Source organism: Streptomyces sp. CB02261 (assembly GCF_001905665.1).
Classification (GTDB): domain Bacteria; phylum Actinomycetota; class Actinomycetes; order Streptomycetales; family Streptomycetaceae; genus Streptomyces.
Map to the genome: position 1 here is coordinate 308603 of NZ_LIVX01000002.1, position 17466 is coordinate 326068.

Consider the following 17466-nt stretch of genomic DNA (forward strand, 5'->3'; position numbering starts at 1 on the left):
CGGCACGGACGAGGGACGCTCCAGCATAACGGGCGATGCACACGGCGATGTACGGAGCCAGTGACCCGGTCGCCCGTTACCGTGACCGGTCGCACCAGCCCCGGCGCCCGTCGCGCCCGCACCGCCGCCGGGCGCGCGCGACCGCCGCCACCGGTCACTCCCGCCGCGCGGCCACCGCCGACGTCCGCCGGCCCGGCCGCCCACCGTCACGCCGTCACGCCGTCACGCCAGCAGTCTCGGTGTCAGCGCCCCGCACGGCAGCAGCTCGACCTCGGCGCCCGCGTCGCGCAGGTCCGTCAGGACCAGTTCGTCGTACATCAGGAGACCGGACTGCTCGGGCCAGACGATCGCCCAGAGCCAGAGGCCGCGCGCCTCTCCCGCGAAGACCGCGCGGTCGTGGGGGGTGCCCTTGACATGCCAGAGCGGGGTGGGCCGTCCGGCGGCGAGCACCTTCGTCTGCGGGGGTCTGTCGATGGCCATGCCGGGGCCGGGGTCGGGACCGTCGATGCCGGCGTACCGGGCGCCGAGTCCCACGCCGAGCTCCTCCGCGACGAGCAGCAGCTCGCCGAGGCCGCCGAGCGGTCCCGGACCCGAGCAGGCGACGGCGGTCGCACGTCCTCCGCTGCGGTCGTCACCGGCGTACGCGACTCCGGTGAAGAGCCAGCCGACGGGCAGGGGCCACGGCATCCACACCGGCACCTGGGACCGGTGCACCACGACCCCGAGGGCCTCGACACTCGGCGGGATCACGGGCTGGAGCGGGTGCACCGAGCCGTGCACGTCGCACTGCCAGGAGTCGGCGAACAGCCCGGGCGCCCTGACCCGGCCACCACACTTCGGACAACTGGGTTCGCCCCTCATAGGGCTCAACGGTCCTACCCCTCGGGCCCGGCGTCAAGGACGGCCACAGACGATCACCCGTCCGGCCCGTGCCGTTCACCCCGGGTCGACCCCGGGGACCCTCAGTCCAGTTGCACGGACCGGCGCAGGGGATCGCGCAGGTCAGTGCCCCGCGCCAGCCAGCGCTCCTCCAGGGCCTGCGCTCCGTGCACGCGCTTCCACGCGGCCTCGTTCGAGGTCATCGGGAGCAGCGGCAGGAAACGCACCGGGTCCATCGGGGCGTCGAGCTCCAGGTCCTCGACGAGCCCGCCCGACTCGGCGACCAGGACCGAGCTGAAGGGGGCGGCCGGCCAGAGCGGCTCGCCGACGTCGAGCGAGGCGCCCGGGGCCACGATCACGCCTTCGACCTGCGGGGTGGCGGCGAGGACGGCGAGCGGGCGCAGCACCTTGTCGGTGTCGGCGAGGCCGCCCCGTACGGTCAGGACGAGTTCCGCCCGCGGTCCCTTCACCGGGTCGGCGAGCGCGGCCGTCGGGTCGGCCATCGGCTGGGCGGACATCCCGAGGGTCGCGTACCGCACGAGATCGCCGTCGACGAAGCGGAGCACCTCGATCCGGTCCGTGCCGAGGAACGTCACCGCGGCCCGCGCGTCCGGTTCTCCGAGCGCCGTCCGCAACCGCGCCTCGACCAGAGCAAGAACTTCTCCCATGGGTTGAGCATAAAGCGCGTATGGAACGGGCAAAATAAGGGATTGACCCTCAGTCGGCTGATAGTCTTGGCCGCTGGTCGGGAGTCCCGAACTCCCGACTACTCGTCACACGTCATCCCTCACGAGGGACCGGCCGGAGGAGGTGGGGCTGCGATGGACCGAAGTCGGTCGGGCAGTACCAGCCGCTCTTCCGCCCCGCACCCGAGCCCGGTGCGTACGACTCTCCGGTGATTCCGGCCCGTACCGAACCGTACGGACTCCGCTCCCCGGCATCTCGCACGACGGAAGAGCATCTCGCCTTTGCCTGTCTGTAGCGAACGCCGTCACCGCGATCCCTCGGTGCCGCCCGCTTTGTGGACGACGTCACTCCACGTCCCCATTCCGGGCTGTGCCACGCTCGCCGACGGCTCTCCGTGAAGGAGCATGCCCATGTCGATGATCCGTGACCTGCGCGCGGCCGTCCGCCCGAGCCTGCGGCACCCCCTGCGCAAGACCCCCACCACGTACACCTCGTACGACCCCACCCGCGACCACACGGCCTCCACCGCCGTGGTCGACTGCGCCGTCTACCGCGACGGGCGGCGCATCGAGGACAGCGAGTGCCTCACCCCGCGGGGCGCGATGCGCCAGGTGCGGGAGAGCGGCGGCTTCACCTGGATCGGCCTGCACGAGCCGACCGAGGCCGAATTCGCCGGTATCGCCGCCGAGTTCGGGTTGCACCCGCTCGCCGTCGAGGACGCCGTCCACGCCCACCAGCGGCCCAAGCTGGAGCGGTACGACGACACCCTCTTCACCGTCTTCAAGACCATCCACTACGTGGAGCACACCGAACTCACCGCGACCAGCGAGGTCGTGGAGACCGGCGAGGTCATGTGCTTCACCGGCCCCGACTTCGTCATCACCGTCCGGCACGGCGGCCAGGGCTCCCTGCGCAACCTCCGGCACCGCCTCCAGGGCGAACCCGAACTGCTCGCCAAGGGCCCCTCGGCCGTGCTGCACGCCATCGCCGACCATGTCGTCGACGGCTACATCGCGGTCGCCGACGCCGTCGAACTCGACATCGACCAGCTGGAGATCGACGTCTTCTCGCCGGCCGCGAAGGGCGCCACGCGCGGTACGGACACCGGCCGGATCTACCAGCTCAAGCGCGAGGTACTGGAGTTCAAGCGGGCCGTCACCCCGCTGCTCCGCCCGATGCAGCTGCTCAGCGAGCGGCCCATGCGGCTCGTCGACCCCGACATCCAGAAGTACTTCCGGGACGTCGCCGACCACCTCGCCCGCGTCCAGGAGCAGGTCGTCGGCTTCGACGAACTCCTCAACTCGATCCTCCAGGCCAACCTGGCCCAGGCGACCGTCGCCCAGAACGAGGACATGCGCAAGATCACCTCGTGGGCGGCGATCGTCGCCGTCCCCACGGCGGTCTGCGGCGTCTACGGCATGAACTTCGACCACATGCCCGAGCTGCACTGGAAGTACGGCTACCCGATGGTGCTCACCGGCATCATCGCGGTCTGCTTCACCATCCACCGCACCCTCAAGCGCAACGGCTGGCTGTGAACGGCTGCCGATAGGCTTCGGCCATGACCGACACGCTGCTCACCGGCGCCCTCGTCGAGGAGGCCACCAAGAAGTCCGGCCTCGTCTGGGTGCGGGGCACCGGCCCCGCCCGCGCGCTCTGGCACGTCTGGCACGACGGCGCCGCGTTCGTCGTCGGCGACGGCCCCGGCGAGCAGCCGCTGCCCGGCCTGCTCGACGGCGGTACGGCCGAGGTGACGGTCCGCAGCAAGGACAAGGGCGGCCGGCTGGTCGCCTGGACGGCCGCCGTGCGCGAGCTGGCGCACGGCACCGAGGAGTGGGACGCGGCGGTCGCCGAGCTCAAGGGCAAGCGGCTCAACGCGCCCGACGGCGAGGCCATGACGGGCCGCTGGGGGCGCGAGTGCCGGGTCCTGCGGCTCGACCCGCGCGAGGCGACCACGGAGCTGCCGGACGGCTCCCTGGCCGCCGTACCGCTGCCCTCGGGGGCCACGACCCGCGACACGGTGCCGGCCCACCTCCCGAAGCTGCTGCTCAAGCGCCGCAAGCGGCGCTGACCGCCGGTCTCAGGTCCGGGGCAGCTGCTTGCCGTAGTCGAGGGTCTCCTCCTTCGACGGCGCGGCGAGCGGGAAGTCCTTGTTCCACTCGGAGAGCACCACGACGCCCCCTCCGCCGCCCCGGGCGAACTGCAGCGGATACGGGGAGCCCTCCAGGGCCACGTCGAGGGTGCCGCCCTCACCGCCCTCGCCGCCCTTGACCTTGACCGTGCGGACCCCGCCGATCTGGTCCCGGTCGCCCTTGACCTTCTCGCCGTGCAGGCCGATGAGCCCGTCCAGGAGCAGACCCATGTCCGTGAAGCCGCGCAGCTGCTTGTACGAGGGGTCGCCCTGCGGCACCTTCACGTACATGTCGTCGAGCTTGTCGGCGGCCTCGGCGTCAGCCTCCGTCGGCTCGCCGCCCTGGGCGTCGTCGTGCGCCCAGAATCCCGCGTCGGCCTTCAGGTAGAGCGCGTCGCCGACCCGGAGCAGCTCGAAGGTGCTGTTCTTCGTCGTCACCGAACCGCTGGCGCCGTCCTGCTTGAGGCGCATGTTCAGCTTGAACGTGTCGCCCTTGCTGACCAGGGTCCCGGCGAGTCGCACCGCCTTCGCCGTGTCCGCCGCCGTGCGCGCCTTGCCCTCGATCTCGGGCGCGGAGAGCTTCCCGACCCCGTTGGTCCCCTCGTCCGGGTCGGCGGCGCAGGCCGTGAGTCCCACCGTCAGTCCGGCGCAGAGCGCCAGGGGCGTGACAGCCCTGCGGATACGCGATGACGGGGTGCGGACGGTCATCTGCGCTGCCTCTCGAATCGTGGGGGGGGGGCGGCGGGCCGTGGCCCGTGGGGACTGCCGGGCCGGGGAGACTACCGTGTTCCAGGACCGGCGGAACGACCGGGTCCGGTGCCGGTGCCGACGGGGGGAACGGCAGATCGCAGCGTACCCGGACCGGGGGAAGCGCCCGGCGGCAGCCGTACGGAGGCACTGCCGGGGCGGGGCGGAACCGCTCGGGCTAGCCTGAACCCTGCAGGACTCTGGCTCGAACTCGAATCGTGCGGCACCGAGGAGGCGCGTGGTATGGCGGCAGGCGCCCCCCGGATCTTCGTCTCCCACCTCGCGGGGGTACCCGTCTTCGACCCCGTCGGCGACCAGGTCGGCCGGGTCAGCGACCTCGTCGCCATGCTGCGGGTCGGGCGCAGGCCGCCACGGCTGCTCGGGATGGTGGTGGAGGTCCTCAGCCGCCGCCGGGTGTTCGTCCCCATGACCCGGATCACGGGCGTCCAGTCCGGCCAGGTCATCACCACCGGCGTCGTCAACATGCGCCGCTTCGAACAGCGCCCCACCGAGCGGCTCGTCCTCGGCGAGCTGCTCGACCGGCGGGTCCGGCTCGTGGGCCCCGGCGGGGAGGAGGGCGAGGAGGTCACCGTCCTCGACGTCGCCATCCAGCAGCTGCCCGCGCGCCGCGACTGGGAGATCGACAAGGTCTTCGTCCGGCGCGGCAAGGGCGGGGCGCTGCGCCGCAAGGGCGAGACGCTGACCGTCGAGTGGTCCGGCGTCACCGGCTTCTCCCTGGAGGAGCACGGGCAGGGCGCCGAGAACCTGGTCGCCACCTTCGAGAAGCTCCGCCCCGCCGACCTCGCCAACGCGCTGCACCACCTCTCCCCCAAGCGGCGCGCCGAGGTGGCGGCGGCGCTCGACGACGACCGGCTCGCCGACGTCCTCGAAGAGCTGCCGGAGGACGACCAGATCGAGATCCTCGGCAAGCTGAAGGAGGAGCGCGCGGCCGACGTCCTGGAGGCGATGGACCCCGACGACGCGGCCGACCTGCTGTCCGAGCTGCCCGAGGAGGACCAGGAGCGGCTGCTGACGCTGATGCGGCCCGACGACGCGGCCGACGTGCGCCGCCTCCTGGCCTACGAGGAGCGCACGGCCGGCGGTCTGATGACGACCGAGCCGATCGTGCTGCGGCCGGACGCCACGGTCGCGGACGCGCTCGCCCGGGTCCGGCAGCAGGACCTGTCCCCGGCGCTCGCCGCGCAGGTGTACGTGTGCCGGCCGCCGGACGAGACGCCGACGGGCAAGTACCTGGGCACGGTGCACTTCCAGCGGCTGCTGCGCGATCCGCCGTTCACGCTGGTCAGTTCGCTCGTGGACAGCGATCTGCCGCCGCTCGGCCCGGACACCCCGCTGCCCGCCGTCACCAGCTATCTCGCCGCGTACAACATGGTCGCGGCGCCCGTGGTGGACGAGGGCGGTTCGCTGCTCGGGGCGGTCACCGTCGACGACGTCCTCGACCACCTGCTGCCGGAGGACTGGCGGGAGACCGAGTTCCACGAGGAGGGGGCCGGGCATGGCGGCTGAACGCACGCAGGACCGGGAGCGCGAGCGGGACCGGGACCGGCCGGGTCCCCGCATCCGGCTCGACCTGCCGCGCGAGCGCCGGGCCAGGCTGCTGCCGGAGTACGACCCCGAGGCCTTCGGGCGGCTCTCGGAGCGGATCGCCCGGTTCCTGGGCACGGGACGCTTCCTCGTCTGGATGACCCTGACGATCATCCTCTGGGTCGCGTGGAACATCTTCGCGCCGGCGTCGCTGAAGTTCGACGAGTACCCGTTCATCTTCCTGACGCTCGCGCTGTCCCTCCAGGCCTCGTACGCGGCGCCGCTGATCCTGCTCGCGCAGAACCGGCAGGACGACCGGGACCGGGTCAACCTCGAACAGGACCGGAAGCAGAACGAGCGGTCGATCGCCGACACCGAGTACCTGACCCGGGAGATCGCGGCGCTGCGGATGGGCCTGGGCGAGGTGGCCACGCGCGACTGGATCCGGTCGGAGCTCCAGGACCTGATCAAGGAGCTGGAGGAGCGCCGGGATCTATTCCCGTCGGGCGACTCCCGGGGAAGTGACGTACCCGACCGTTGACAGACCTTTCATGGGCCGGTGGTCGGCGCCGTACCATCGTCGGTATGGCTATGGAAGACGCGGTGCTCGAAGCACTGGCGACGGTGAACGACCCCGAGATCAACAAACCGATCACTGAGCTCGGCATGGTCAAGTCGGTGGAGATCGAACCGGACGGCAGGGTCGCCGTCACGGTCTACCTGACCGTCTCCGGCTGCCCGATGCGCGACACCATCACGCAGCGCGTGACCGAGGCCGTCTCCCGGGTCGAGGGCGTCACCGGCGTCGACGTCTCGCTGGACGTGATGAGCGACGAGCAGCGCAAGGAGCTCGCGGCGGCGCTGCGCGGCACGAGTGCCGAGCGCGAGGTGCCGTTCGCGAAGCCCGGTTCGCTGACCCGGGTCTACGCGGTGGCCTCGGGCAAGGGCGGTGTCGGCAAGTCGTCCGTCACCGTGAACCTGGCCGCGGCGATGGCCGCCGACGGGCTGAAGGTCGGCGTCGTCGACGCCGACATCTACGGTCACAGCGTGCCGCGGATGCTGGGAGCGGACGGGCGTCCGACCCAGGTCGAGAACATGATCATGCCGCCGTCGGCGCACGGCGTGAAGGTCATCTCCATCGGCATGTTCACCCCGGGCAACGCCCCGGTCGTGTGGCGCGGCCCGATGCTGCACCGCGCGCTCCAGCAGTTCCTCGCGGACGTGTACTGGGGCGACCTGGACGTCCTCCTGCTCGACCTGCCCCCGGGCACCGGCGACATCGCGATCTCGGTCGCGCAGCTCGTGCCGAACGCGGAGATCCTGGTCGTCACCACCCCGCAGCAGGCGGCGGCCGAGGTCGCGGAGCGGGCCGGCTCGATCGCCGTCCAGACGCACCAGAAGATCGTCGGCGTCGTCGAGAACATGGCGGGCCTGCCGTGCCCGCACTGCGACGAGATGGTCGACGTGTTCGGCACGGGCGGCGGCCAGAAGGTCGCGGACGGCCTGACGCAGACCACGGGCGCGGCGGTCCCGGTGCTCGGCTCGATCCCGATCGACGTACGGCTCCGCGAGGGCGGCGACGACGGCAAGCCGGTCGTCCTCTCCGACCCCGACTCCCCGGCGGGCGCGGCGCTCCGCGCGATCGCCGGCAAGCTCGGCGGCCGCCAGCGCGGCCTCTCCGGCATGAGCCTCGGCATCACACCGCGCAACAAGTTCTGAGGACATGAGGAAGGGCGCCCCCGACGGGGCGCCCTTCGTGCCTGCGCCTGCGCGTCTTCGTGCCTACGCGTACGCGTCGAGGTCCTTGATCTGCGAGAACCCGAGTCCGTACGCGCTCATCCCTCGCCCGTACGCCCCGATGTGGACCCCCGCGGCGGAACCGGCGAGGATCCAGCCGAACTCCGACTCGCGGTAGTGGAACGGCATCGGCACCCCGTCCACCGGCAGCGACAGCGTCGACCAGGCCGGCCCGTCGAGGTCGTCCGCCAGCTCGAACGCCGTCTCGGTCTGCTGGTCCAGCCAGTTGTCCCGCGTGGCGTGGTCGAGCGAGGCGGGCCAGGTGTGGACGAGCAGCCCCGAGCCGGCCAGCCAGGCGGCCGAGGAGACGGTGGTGGCGTCGAGGACGCCCGTCCCGTCACCGGTCCGCCGCACCGGGCTCGCCGCGACCGTCACGACGACCGCGAACCGCTCCTTCTCCGCGGCGCTCGCGTCCGACTTTATGGTCGGCGTGTCGCCGTGCCCGGTCGACCCGTGCTGCACGCTCCCGTCCGCCGCCGTACCGACCTGCATCAGCCAGCGGGGCCCGGTGAACGCCTCGTCGAGGCCGTACCAGGCGAACGCCGCGCGCAGATAGCCCTCGGCGGTGCGCCGGGCCGTGGGCACGCCCTCCACCCGACTGGTGGTCTCCATCTCGGCCGCCTCCTCGTTCCGTCAACAGAGGGAGGATAGCCACCAAGACGCGTCGGGACGGTGACAGCCCGTCGTCAGGTCGCGTCGGAGTCGTACGGCGGACGCTCGCCGGTGTCCGGCTTGTCCTGCTTCTTCAGCAGGTCGGGCGCGGAGCCGTTGACCGCGGCGGGCGCGGCTGTGGCGGCGGCGCTCCGGCCGTGGACGGCGTCCGCGACGTCGTTCATCTCCTTCTTGAGGTCGAAGCTGCCGCGCAGCTCCTTCAGCTCGCGAAGGTCGTCGTTCTGCTCCATCTGCTTGCGCAGGAACGTCTTCGGGTTGAGGTCCTCGAACTCGAAGTCCTTGAAGTCCGGTCCCAGCTCGCTGCGGATGTCCTCCTTCGCGCTGTCGGAGAAGTCACGGACCTTCCGTACGAAGCGCGAGACGTCCTGGATGACCTTCGGGAGCTTGTCCGGCCCGAAGACGAGCACGGCGAGGACCACGAGCGCCACCAGCTCGAGTGCGCCTATGTCGCTGAACACGTAGTAGCTCCTTCATGCCGGTCAAGGGCCCGGGGCCCGGTCCACGGTACCCGGCGAAACCGCCCGCCGGGTACCTCCCGGTGTCCACCGCATGGCACTCAGGCGCCCTGCGAGGAACCGAGCGTCAGCGTCTTTGTCAGCTCTTTGCCGTCGCGCGTCAGGGTGAGCTCCAGCCGGTCGCCGGGGCGGTGGGCGCGGATCTTCACGATCAGCTCCTCGCCGTTGTGCACGCGCTGGCCGTCGACCTTGGTGATGACGTCGCCGGGCAGGAGCCCGGCCTTGCTCGCCGGACCACCGGGGGTGACGGAGGCGGAGCTGTCCTTGCCCTTCTCGCCGACGCGGGCGCCGTCGCCGTTGAACTGCATGTCGAGGCTCACACCGATGACGGGGTGGGTGGCCTTGCCGGTGTTGATGAGCTCCTCGGCGACGCGCTTGCCCTGGTTGATCGGTATGGCGAAGCCGAGTCCGATGGAGCCGGGCTGGGAGGCGCTGTCGCCCTCGCCGGAGCCGCCGCCGGCGGCGCGGATCGCGCTGTTGATGCCGATGACCCGGGCCTTGGAGTCGAGGAGCGGGCCGCCGGAGTTGCCCGGGTTGATGGGGGCGTCGGTCTGGAGCGCGTCGACGTAGCTGATGTCGCTGCCGTCGCCCTTCTCCCCGCCCGCGGTGATCGGGCGCTCCTTGGCGCTGATGATCCCGGAGGTGACCGTGTTGGAGAGGTCGAAGGGGGCGCCGATGGCGACGACGGGGTCGCCGACGCGGACGTTGTCGGAGTTGCCCAGCGGCAGCGGCTTGAGGCCGGAGACGCCCGTGACCTGGACGACGGCCAGGTCGTAGCCGGTGTCCTTGCCGACGAGCTTGGCGCGGGCGGTCTCGCCGCTGGAGAAGGTCACCGAGATGTCCTCGGAGGACCTGGCCGAGTCGACGACGTGGTTGTTGGTGAGGATGTGGCCCTTGGTGTCGAGGACGAAGCCGGTGCCGGTGCCGGACGACCCGCCGCCCTTGACGTGGAGGGTGACCACGCCGGGCAGGGCGCTGGCCGCGATCCCGGCCACGCTCTCGGGGGCGCGGTCGGTGTCCTCGGCGTCCGCCTGCGGCAGTTCGACGGTGGTGAGCCCGCCGTTCCGCTCGACGTACGCGCCGATCCCGCCGCCGATGACACCGGTGACGAGGGCGAAGACGAGGGCTCCCACGATCGCGAGCCCCTTGCGGGACTTCTTCGCGGGCGCGGGCGGCAGCCCGGCCCCGCCGGTCCCCCAGGGGTCGTACTGCACCCACGGCGCGCCGGGGGCCCCACTGTGGGGCTGCTGGTGCAGCGGGGGCTGCGGGTGGGAGTGAGCCTGGGGCGGTACGGGGGGCACGTGGGCCTGCTGCGGCGGTACGGGGGCGGACGGGTGCTGTACGGGCGGTGCGGGCGCCCAGGGTCCCGGCTCCCCGTACGGCGGCGTCCGGTACTCGTCGGGCGCGTGCAGGGGCTCCGAGACGGGCTGCGCGGCCGGGGCCGGCTCGGCGGAGGCGGCGGGCGCGGTGGCGGGCGTGGCGATTGCGGGGGCGGGAGGCTCGCTCTTGGTGAGGAGGACGGCGGGCGCGGCCTCGGACTCCGCGGCGGGCCCGGCGTCGGCCACCTCGGCCGCACCCGACACGCCGGTCGCTTCCGTCAGGTCGGTCACACCGGCTCCCTCGGCCTCCGCCCCGGCCGTGGTGGTCGGCGGCTGCGGCGCGGGCAGCGGAAAGTCACCGTCGTCGGCGCCACCGGCGCCGGGGCGGTCGGTGACGTCGCCGGTCGGAGGCGGCGAGGGTATCCGCGCCGCCTCCGGTGTGCTCGAAGGCCGGCTCCACCAGTTCGGCTTCCCGTTGTCCATGCTCTCCCCGCAACCCGCTGACCCGTCCGCGCCCCTGGGTCGGGCGCCCGTCCCTGGATTCAACCAGGTCGCGGGTCAGCGGTGGGAGCCGAGCGGTGCGGTCGTCGGGCTCGACACCGTGCCGGGTCCGGGGGCGAAGGCCAGCTGGAGGGCCGGGCCGGTGGGGCGTATGAACGGCGAGAGCGGCAGCAGGGACTGCGGGGCCGGCCTCTGGAGCCGCACCGCCGACAGCGGCGCCGCGGCGGAGCGCACGGCGTCCGGGGGCACCGCGCCCGCCGGGACCGTGCCCTGGTTCACCGCCGCGATCGGCCCGCGCGGGGCCACCGGCCCGTGCGGCAACGCCGCCGGAACGCCGGGAGACAGCGGAGCCGCCTGTCCCGCGTCGACGGACTGGGCACCGGACCGCTCGCCGGAGCGGGTGCCGCGGGCGGCGGTCGTCCCGCCGCCGGGGCCCGAGGTGGACGCGCGCAGCGGGGTGACCGCGCTGCCCGAGGCCGGGCCGCCGCGCCCGCTCGCGTTCACCGAGGATTCGAGGGGCAGGGTGCCGCCGAGGGCGATCGCCGCGAAGGAGACCGCGCTGGCCGCGGCCCAGGCGAAGCGCCGTCCGCGCCCGGACGTCCCCGAGGCCCGGTCGCCGACCTCGTGGATGCGGAAGCCGGTCCGCGGGGGGTGTGGGGTGACGACCGCCGCGGTGGCGAAGCCGTCGGACTTCAGTCCGCCCGTGCCGAGGAGCTGTTCGAGGGGGCCTCTCGGGCCGCCGGGGGCTCCCGGGTCGCCGGGACCTCCGGGGAGGCCCTGGAGGCGGGCGAGGAAACCCTCCGAGGGCGGCGGGGGCGCGGCGGAGGCGAAGACGCTCTTGAGGGTGCGCTGCGCGTCGGCCTCGGCCTTGCAGCGGGCGCAGGTCGCGAGGTGCGCGAGGACCCGCTCGCGGGAGTCGTGGCCGAGCTCGCCGTCGACGAGCGCGGCCAGCCGGTCCCCGAGGTGGTGTTCCGCCGGGGTCGGCGACGTGGGTCGTGTGCCGCTCACGCTGTCCCGGCCTCCCATCCGACGGAGGCCAGGGCACGCTCCGCCCGTGCCTCGGGCGAGCGGTGCTTGAGGGCCTTGCGCAGGTGGGAGCGCCCGCGGTGGATCCGGCTGCGGACGGTGCCGAGCTTCACCCCGAGGGTCGCGGCGATCTCCTCGTACGACAGTCCTTCGATGTCGCAGAGGACGACGGCGGCGCGGAACTCGGGCGCGAGGGTGTCCAGGGCCTGCTGCACGTCGGCGTCGAAGTGCGTGTCGTTGAAGACCTGCTGCGGCGAGGGCTCGCGGCTGGGCAGTCGCTCGGCGGCGTCGTCGGCGAGCGCGTCGAAGCGGATGCGCTGCTTGCGGCGGACCATGTCGAGGAAGAGGTTGGTGGTGATGCGGTGGAGCCAGCCCTCGAAGGTGCCCGGCGTGTACGTCGACAGCGAGCGGAAGACGCGGACGAAGACCTCCTGGGTGAGGTCCTCGGCATCGTGCTGGTTGCCCGTGAGGCGGTAGGCGAGGCGGTAGACCCGGCCACTGTGCGTGCTGACGATCTCCTCCCAGGTGGGCGGAGTCCACGCCTGCGATTCCGCATCCGATGCGAAGGTCGCGGTGGTGGGAGCGGAGTCGGTGGTGCGGAAGCGGTCAGCGGTGTCGGTCACGGATTTCGGCTCACCCGCCGACCTGAGAAGACGCCGAAGCACTCCTCCCCGATCCCCAGGCGCAGCCGCACCTCCCCTGTCGGCTCTGGTGGTGTCCAGTGGAGCCCCTACCATAGCCACCTCGCCCGTTAGCTCCGGATAAGAATCTTTACGCGAATTTGGGACCCGGTCGCCCGGCTGTCCCCTCCGCGTCCTACCCCTGGTGAACGCACGGTCCCATCTGCGGGTTCCCGCTGACAGCGGATACAGTCACCGTTGCGTCAACTACGGGGACAGGAGAGGGCCATTACCGCCAACCGGCAGACGAGCTGGTCGTTCGCCGACGCCTTTGTCGCCGAGGACGATGCTCTGCGCTGGGCCCGGGAGCGGGCCCGGGAGGCAGGGCTGCCCTCGGTGTCGCCGGGCACCGGCGGTGCGCTGCGCCTGCTCGCCGCGACGGCGGACGCCAAGGCGGTGGCGGAGATCGGCACCGGCACGGGCGTGTCGGGCATCTATCTGCTGCTCGGGATGCGGCCCGACGGGGTCCTCACGACCGTGGACCTCCAGCCGGAGCGCCAGCAGCACGCCAAGACGGCGTTCCGTGCGGCCGGCTTCGCGGGCAACCGGGCCCGGTTCATCCCCGGCCGCGCCCTGGACGTCCTGCCGCGCCTCGCGGACGGCGGATACGACCTCGTGTTCTGCGACGGCGACCGGCTCGAGTACCTCGACTACCTCGCTGAATCGTTGCGCCTGCTGCGACCGGGCGGTCTCGTCTGCTTCGAGGGAGTCTTCGCGGACGGCCGCACGGTCGACTCGGGGGCCCAGCCGGCGGAGGTCCAGCGGATCCGTGAGCTGCTGCGCGCCGTGCGGGAGAGCCAGGAGCTCGTCCCGTCCCTGCTGCCGGTGGGCGACGGCCTGCTCTGCGCGGTACGCCGGGGCTGACCGGCCCGCCCCCGCCGTGCTGCCCCCGACACACCGCTGCCCCGGTACGGGCGGGCCGTACCGGGGCAGCGGTGGGGAATCGTGGAGAGAGGGTCAGCCGACGACCTGCTTCAGAGCGTCGCCCAGTGCCTGGGCCTCGTCCGGGGTCAGCTCGACGACAAGCCGACCGCCGCCTTCGAGCGGAACGCGCATGACGATGCCCCGCCCCTCCTTGGTCACCTCGAGCGGGCCGTCACCCGTCCGCGGCTTCATGGCCGCCATGCTTGTTCCCCTTCCTGAAACCAGCTCTTTGTCAGCCGGGCAGCTCCATGGTGTGGAGCACGCGTCACCGGCTTCGAACACATTGCTTCCAGGTCATTATCCCGCATGGCAGGACCCGATGACCAACATCGAATGGCATCGCTTGCGCAACGCGCTCTCTCAAAACCCCACATTTCGGCGATCGGCCTGCGATACTTCGCCGCTCGGCGTCCCGGCGGCGCCTTCTTTTCTTTGATGCAGCTCACATGTGCGGTGGGGGTGATCTCCGCCATGCTGGGCTGGTCAACCACGCGAAGAGGCGAAGGGAACCCGATGGCCGACACGGTCCTGTACGAGGTGAGCGACGGACTCGCCACCATCACGCTCAACCGGCCCGAGGCCATGAACGCCATGAACGTGGCGGCGAAGGTCGCCCTCCGGGACGCGGCGGAGACGGCCGCGGCCGACCCCGCCGTACGGGCCGTGCTGCTCACCGCGGCCGGGGACCGGGCGTTCTGTGTGGGCCAGGACCTGAAGGAGCACGTGGGTCTGCTCATGGCGGACCAGGAGAACGGCACGCGCGCGACCATGAACACGGTCCGCGACCACTACAACCCGATCACCAAGGCGCTCGCGGGGATGCGCAAGCCGGTGGTGGCGGGCGTCAACGGCGTCGCGGCGGGGGCCGGCTTCGGTTTCGCGCTCGCGGCGGACTACCGGGTGGTCGCCGACACGGCCTCCTTCAACACCTCCTTCGCGGGCGTGGCGCTCACCGCCGACTCGGGCGTGTCCTGGACCCTGCCCCGGCTGATCGGCGCGAGCCGGGCGGCCGACCTGCTGCTCTTCCCGCGCTCGATCGGCGCCCAGGAGGCGTACGAGCTCGGCATCGTGAACCGGCTGGTCCCGGCCGCCGACCTGGCCGCCGAGGCCGATAAGGTCGCCCGCGCGCTGGCGGAGGGCCCGACGGTGGCGTACGCGGCCCTGAAGGAGTCCCTCGCCTACGGCGCCGACCACTCGCTGGCCGAGGCCCTGGAGAAGGAGGAGGAACTCCAGGCCCTGGCGGGCTCGTCGGAGGACCACACGATCGCGGTCCGCGCCTTCATCGCCAAGGAGAAGCCGAGGTACCTCGGCCGCTGAGCGGTCGCGGGGCGGGCGGCCGGGACACGTCCTACCGGCCGCCCCGGGCCACGCACCCCGTCACGTGGTCGTCGACGAGGCCGCACGCCTGCATCAGGGCGTAGGCCGTGGTGGGGCCGATGAAGCGGAGGCCGCGCTTCTTGAGCGCCTTCGAGAGTGCCGTGGACTCGTCCGTGACGGCCGGGACCTCGGAGACCGTACGCGGGGCCGGGCGGCCCGCCGGATCAGGGGCGTACGACCAGATCAGCGTGTCGAGTTCGCCCGGGGACCAGCCGGCGAGCAGCCGGGCGTTGGCCAGGGTCGCGTCGATCTTGGCGCGGTTGCGGATGATGCCCTCGTCGACGAGGAGCCGCTCCCGGTCCTGCTCGCCGAAGGCGGCGACCGAGGCGATGTCGAAGCCGGCGAACGCCCGCCGGAAGCCCTCGCGGCGACGCAGGATCGTGATCCAGGACAGGCCCGACTGGAAGGCCTCCAGGCAGAGCCGCTCGAAGAGCGCGTCGTCGCCGTGGACCGGGCGGCCCCACTCCTCGTCGTGGTACGCCACGTAGTCCTCGGTCGACAGACCCCAGGGGCAGCGCAGCCGCCCGTCCGGCCCCGGGATCGCCCCGCCGGCCGTCACGCCCGCTCGTCCTCGTCGTGACCGGCGGCGGCCGCTCCCGCGAGCGCGTCCTCCAGCTCGGCGATCCGGGCGTCCCGCTCGGCCAGTTCGGCGCCGAGGCGGACGAGGACGTCGTCGACGTCCGCCATCCGGTAGCCGCGGACCGCGACGGGGAGGCGGACCGCCTCGACGTCGGCGCGGTCGACCGGGCGGGAGGCCGGGAGGGGGTCGACGAGCTGCTCGGGCGCCACCTCGGGCAGCACCTCGCTGTCGCCGCCGCCGACCACGGCGAGGGTCACCGCGGCCACGACCACGACCATCGTGATGAGCAGAAACCAGAACACCTGCGTGCCTCTCCCCGGAGTGGAAACCGTCCCGTGCCGATCGTGCCATGCGCCACCGACAGCTAGGGTCGCAGGCGAACGGACACGAGGGAGGACAAAAGGGATGCTGCGCTTGGGACGGCGTGAATTCGGGCCGCACGAGCCGGTGATCATGGCGATCGTGAACCGGACCCCGGACTCCTTCTACGACCAGGGCGCGACCTTCCGGGACGAGCCGGCGCTCGCCCGGGTCGAGCAGGCCGTGGCCGAGGGGGCGGCGATCATCGACATCGGCGGGGTGAAGGCGGGCCCCGGCGAGGAGGTGACGGCCGAGGAGGAGGCGCGGCGCACGGTCGGTTTCGTCGCGGAGGTCCGCAGGCGCCATCCCGACGTGGTCATCAGCGTGGACACCTGGCGGGCGGACGTCGGCGCGGCGGTCTGCGAGGCCGGGGCGGACGTCCTGAACGACGCCTGGGGCGGGGTCGACCCCGGGCTCGCGGTGGTGGCGGCCAAGTACGGTGCGGGGCTCGTGTGCACGCACGCGGGGGGCGCCGAGCCGCGGACCCGGCCGCACCGGGTCGCGTACGAGGACGTGATGGCCGACATCCTGCGGGTGACGGTGGGCCTCGCGGAGCGGGCGGCGGCGCTCGGAGTGCGGCGGGACGCGATCATGATCGACCCGGGGCACGACTTCGGGAAGAACACCCGGCACAGCCTGGAGGCGACCCGGCGGCTCGGGGAGATGGCGGAGACGGGGTGGCCGGTGCTGGTGTCCCTGTCGAACAAGGACTTCGTCGGGGAGACCCTGGACCGGCCGGTGAAGGAGCGGGTCCTGGGGACCCTGGCGACGACCGCCGTCTCCGCGTGGCTGGGCGCCCGGGTGTACCGGGTGCACGAGGTGGCCGAGACGAAGCAGGTCCTGGACATGGTGGCGTCCATCGCCGGGCACCGGCCGCCGGCGGTGGCCCGGCGCGGGCTGGCGTAGGGCGACGTGAGGGGGCGCCGCTGGACGGCGCCCCCGGGGACCTACTTGCCGGTCTCCTTCGTCACCAGCGTGACCGCCTCCTCCACGTCGTCCGTGACGTGGAAGAGCAGCAGGTCGCGCTCCGAGGCCTTGCCGCCCGCGACGACCGAGTCACGGAGCCAGTCGACGAGGCCCTTCCAGTACTCCGTGCCGAAGAGGACGATCGGGAAGCGGGTGACCTTGCGGGTCTGGACCAGGGTCAGCGCCTCGAAGAGCTCGTCGAGGGTGCCCAGGCCACCGGGCAGGACGACGAACCCCTGCGCGTACTTCACGAACATCGTCTTGCGGACGAAGAAGTAGCGGAAGTTCACGCCGATGTCGACGTGCGGGTTGAGCCCCTGCTCGAAGGGCAGCTCGATGCCGAGGCCGACCGAGACGCCCTTGGCCTCCCTGGCCCCCTTGTTGGCCGCCTCCATGGCGCCGGGGCCGCCGCCGGTGATGACCGCGAAACCGGCCTCGACGAGCGCCCTGCCGATCCGTACGCCCGCCTCGTACTCGGGCGAGTCCGGCTTCGTGCGGGCCGAGCCGAAGACGCTGATGGCGCTCGGCAGTTCGGCGAGCGCGCCGAAGCCCTCGACGAACTCGGACTGGATGCGCATGACCCGCCAGGGGTCGGTGTGCACCCACTCCGAGTCGCCCTCGGTGTCGAGCAGCCGCTGGTCCGTGGTGCCCGGCTGGATCTGGTCCCGCCGCCTGAGCACCGGACCGAGTCGCTGTTCCTCGGGCTTCGCCATTCCCTCGGGAATGCCCATGGCCTGCTCCCTCCGCCGATCGGCGGCCC

20 protein-coding genes are annotated in these 17466 nt (G+C 72.5%); 8 read left to right on the top strand and 12 right to left on the bottom strand.

Going from position 1 to position 17466, the window contains the following annotated elements:
* Nucleotides 1-222: 222 nt before the first annotated feature.
* Nucleotides 223-861, bottom strand: coding sequence for a DUF6758 family protein (locus tag AMK29_RS06855; protein WP_073809049.1), 639 nt, complete (start codon nt 859-861; stop codon nt 223-225).
* Between the two features lie 101 nt (nt 862-962).
* Complete coding sequence (locus AMK29_RS06860) at nt 963-1547, bottom strand: suppressor of fused domain protein (protein ID WP_073809052.1); 585 nt, start codon at nt 1545-1547, stop codon at nt 963-965.
* A 429-nt stretch (nt 1548-1976) separates the two neighbouring features.
* Between AMK29_RS06860 and AMK29_RS06865 the strand changes: the two genes are divergently transcribed.
* Nucleotides 1977-3104: a magnesium and cobalt transport protein CorA gene (locus tag AMK29_RS06865; RefSeq protein WP_073809055.1), complete on the top strand. Its 1128-nt coding sequence runs from the start codon at nt 1977-1979 to the stop codon at nt 3102-3104.
* Between the two features lie 23 nt (nt 3105-3127).
* Nucleotides 3128-3637: a hypothetical protein gene (locus AMK29_RS06870; RefSeq protein WP_073809058.1), complete on the top strand. Its 510-nt coding sequence runs from the start codon at nt 3128-3130 to the stop codon at nt 3635-3637.
* A 9-nt stretch (nt 3638-3646) separates the two neighbouring features.
* On the opposite strand, the gene AMK29_RS06875 is transcribed toward AMK29_RS06870, so the two are convergent.
* Complete coding sequence (locus AMK29_RS06875; protein WP_073809059.1) at nt 3647-4405, bottom strand: hypothetical protein; 759 nt, start codon at nt 4403-4405, stop codon at nt 3647-3649.
* A gap of 282 nt (nt 4406-4687) precedes the next feature.
* Between AMK29_RS06875 and AMK29_RS06880 the strand changes: the two genes are divergently transcribed.
* Genes AMK29_RS06880 through AMK29_RS06890 form a run of 3 tightly spaced genes read left to right on the top strand, consistent with a single transcriptional unit; the run spans nt 4688 to nt 7708 of the window.
* Nucleotides 4688-5971: a magnesium transporter MgtE N-terminal domain-containing protein gene (locus tag AMK29_RS06880; protein WP_073809060.1), complete on the top strand. Its 1284-nt coding sequence runs from the start codon at nt 4688-4690 to the stop codon at nt 5969-5971.
* Nucleotides 5961-6530 (top strand): DUF1003 domain-containing protein, encoded by a 570-nt coding sequence (locus AMK29_RS06885; RefSeq protein ID WP_073809061.1) that lies wholly within the window; start codon nt 5961-5963, stop codon nt 6528-6530. The genes AMK29_RS06880 and AMK29_RS06885 overlap by 11 nt, the downstream gene beginning before the upstream one ends.
* Before the next feature lie 44 nt (nt 6531-6574).
* Nucleotides 6575-7708 carry an Mrp/NBP35 family ATP-binding protein gene (locus AMK29_RS06890; RefSeq protein WP_073809062.1) on the top strand — a complete coding sequence of 378 codons (1134 nt, stop codon included), beginning with the start codon at nt 6575-6577 and terminating at the stop codon, nt 7706-7708.
* A 63-nt stretch (nt 7709-7771) separates the two neighbouring features.
* On the opposite strand, the gene AMK29_RS06895 is transcribed toward AMK29_RS06890, so the two are convergent.
* From AMK29_RS06895 to sigE, 5 genes are all read right to left on the bottom strand, one after another.
* Nucleotides 7772-8398, bottom strand: a complete 627-nt coding sequence (locus AMK29_RS06895) for a hypothetical protein (protein WP_073809063.1) — start codon at nt 8396-8398, stop codon at nt 7772-7774.
* Between the two features lie 74 nt (nt 8399-8472).
* Complete coding sequence (locus AMK29_RS06900) at nt 8473-8916, bottom strand: sec-independent translocase (RefSeq protein ID WP_073809064.1); 444 nt, start codon at nt 8914-8916, stop codon at nt 8473-8475.
* 98 nt (nt 8917-9014) lie between these two features.
* On the bottom strand, nt 9015-10775 hold the full coding sequence (locus AMK29_RS06905) for a S1C family serine protease (RefSeq protein ID WP_198942191.1): 1761 nt from the start codon (nt 10773-10775) through the stop codon (nt 9015-9017).
* Between the two features lie 75 nt (nt 10776-10850).
* Nucleotides 10851-11801: an anti-sigma factor family protein gene (locus AMK29_RS06910; protein ID WP_073810663.1), complete on the bottom strand. Its 951-nt coding sequence runs from the start codon at nt 11799-11801 to the stop codon at nt 10851-10853.
* A complete protein-coding gene (gene sigE / locus AMK29_RS06915) occupies nt 11798-12556 on the bottom strand; it encodes an RNA polymerase sigma factor SigE (RefSeq protein WP_073809068.1) in 759 nt (252 codons plus the stop codon). The genes AMK29_RS06910 and sigE overlap by 4 nt, the downstream gene beginning before the upstream one ends.
* A gap of 141 nt (nt 12557-12697) precedes the next feature.
* Here sigE and AMK29_RS06920 point away from each other — a divergent pair, with 141 nt between their 5' ends.
* Nucleotides 12698-13363, top strand: coding sequence for an O-methyltransferase (locus AMK29_RS06920; RefSeq protein WP_073809071.1), 666 nt, complete (start codon nt 12698-12700; stop codon nt 13361-13363).
* A gap of 93 nt (nt 13364-13456) precedes the next feature.
* On the opposite strand, the gene AMK29_RS06925 is transcribed toward AMK29_RS06920, so the two are convergent.
* Nucleotides 13457-13624 carry a DUF3117 domain-containing protein gene (locus AMK29_RS06925; protein ID WP_073809075.1) on the bottom strand — a complete coding sequence of 56 codons (168 nt, stop codon included), beginning with the start codon at nt 13622-13624 and terminating at the stop codon, nt 13457-13459.
* A 312-nt stretch (nt 13625-13936) separates the two neighbouring features.
* Between AMK29_RS06925 and AMK29_RS06930 the strand changes: the two genes are divergently transcribed.
* On the top strand, nt 13937-14740 hold the full coding sequence (locus AMK29_RS06930; RefSeq protein WP_073809078.1) for an enoyl-CoA hydratase/isomerase family protein: 804 nt from the start codon (nt 13937-13939) through the stop codon (nt 14738-14740).
* A 31-nt stretch (nt 14741-14771) separates the two neighbouring features.
* Here the strand turns inward: AMK29_RS06930 and AMK29_RS06935 are convergent, their stop codons facing one another.
* Together AMK29_RS06935 and AMK29_RS06940 are read right to left on the bottom strand one after the other, a co-directional pair.
* Nucleotides 14772-15359 (bottom strand): DNA-3-methyladenine glycosylase I, encoded by a 588-nt coding sequence (locus AMK29_RS06935; RefSeq protein ID WP_073809081.1) that lies wholly within the window; start codon nt 15357-15359, stop codon nt 14772-14774.
* Nucleotides 15356-15682, bottom strand: coding sequence for a DivIVA domain-containing protein (locus tag AMK29_RS06940; protein WP_073809083.1), 327 nt, complete (start codon nt 15680-15682; stop codon nt 15356-15358). Before AMK29_RS06940 ends, AMK29_RS06935 begins: the two co-directional genes overlap by 4 nt.
* Before the next feature lie 103 nt (nt 15683-15785).
* Here AMK29_RS06940 and folP point away from each other — a divergent pair, with 103 nt between their 5' ends.
* A complete protein-coding gene (gene folP / locus AMK29_RS06945; RefSeq protein WP_073809085.1) occupies nt 15786-16646 on the top strand; it encodes a dihydropteroate synthase in 861 nt (286 codons plus the stop codon).
* Between the two features lie 41 nt (nt 16647-16687).
* Here folP and AMK29_RS06950 read toward each other — a convergent pair whose 3' ends face one another.
* The gene (locus AMK29_RS06950) at nt 16688-17437 is read right to left on the bottom strand and encodes a TIGR00730 family Rossman fold protein (protein ID WP_073809088.1); all 750 of its coding nucleotides are present in this window, start codon (nt 17435-17437) and stop codon (nt 16688-16690) included.
* Nucleotides 17438-17466: the final 29 nt, after the last annotated feature.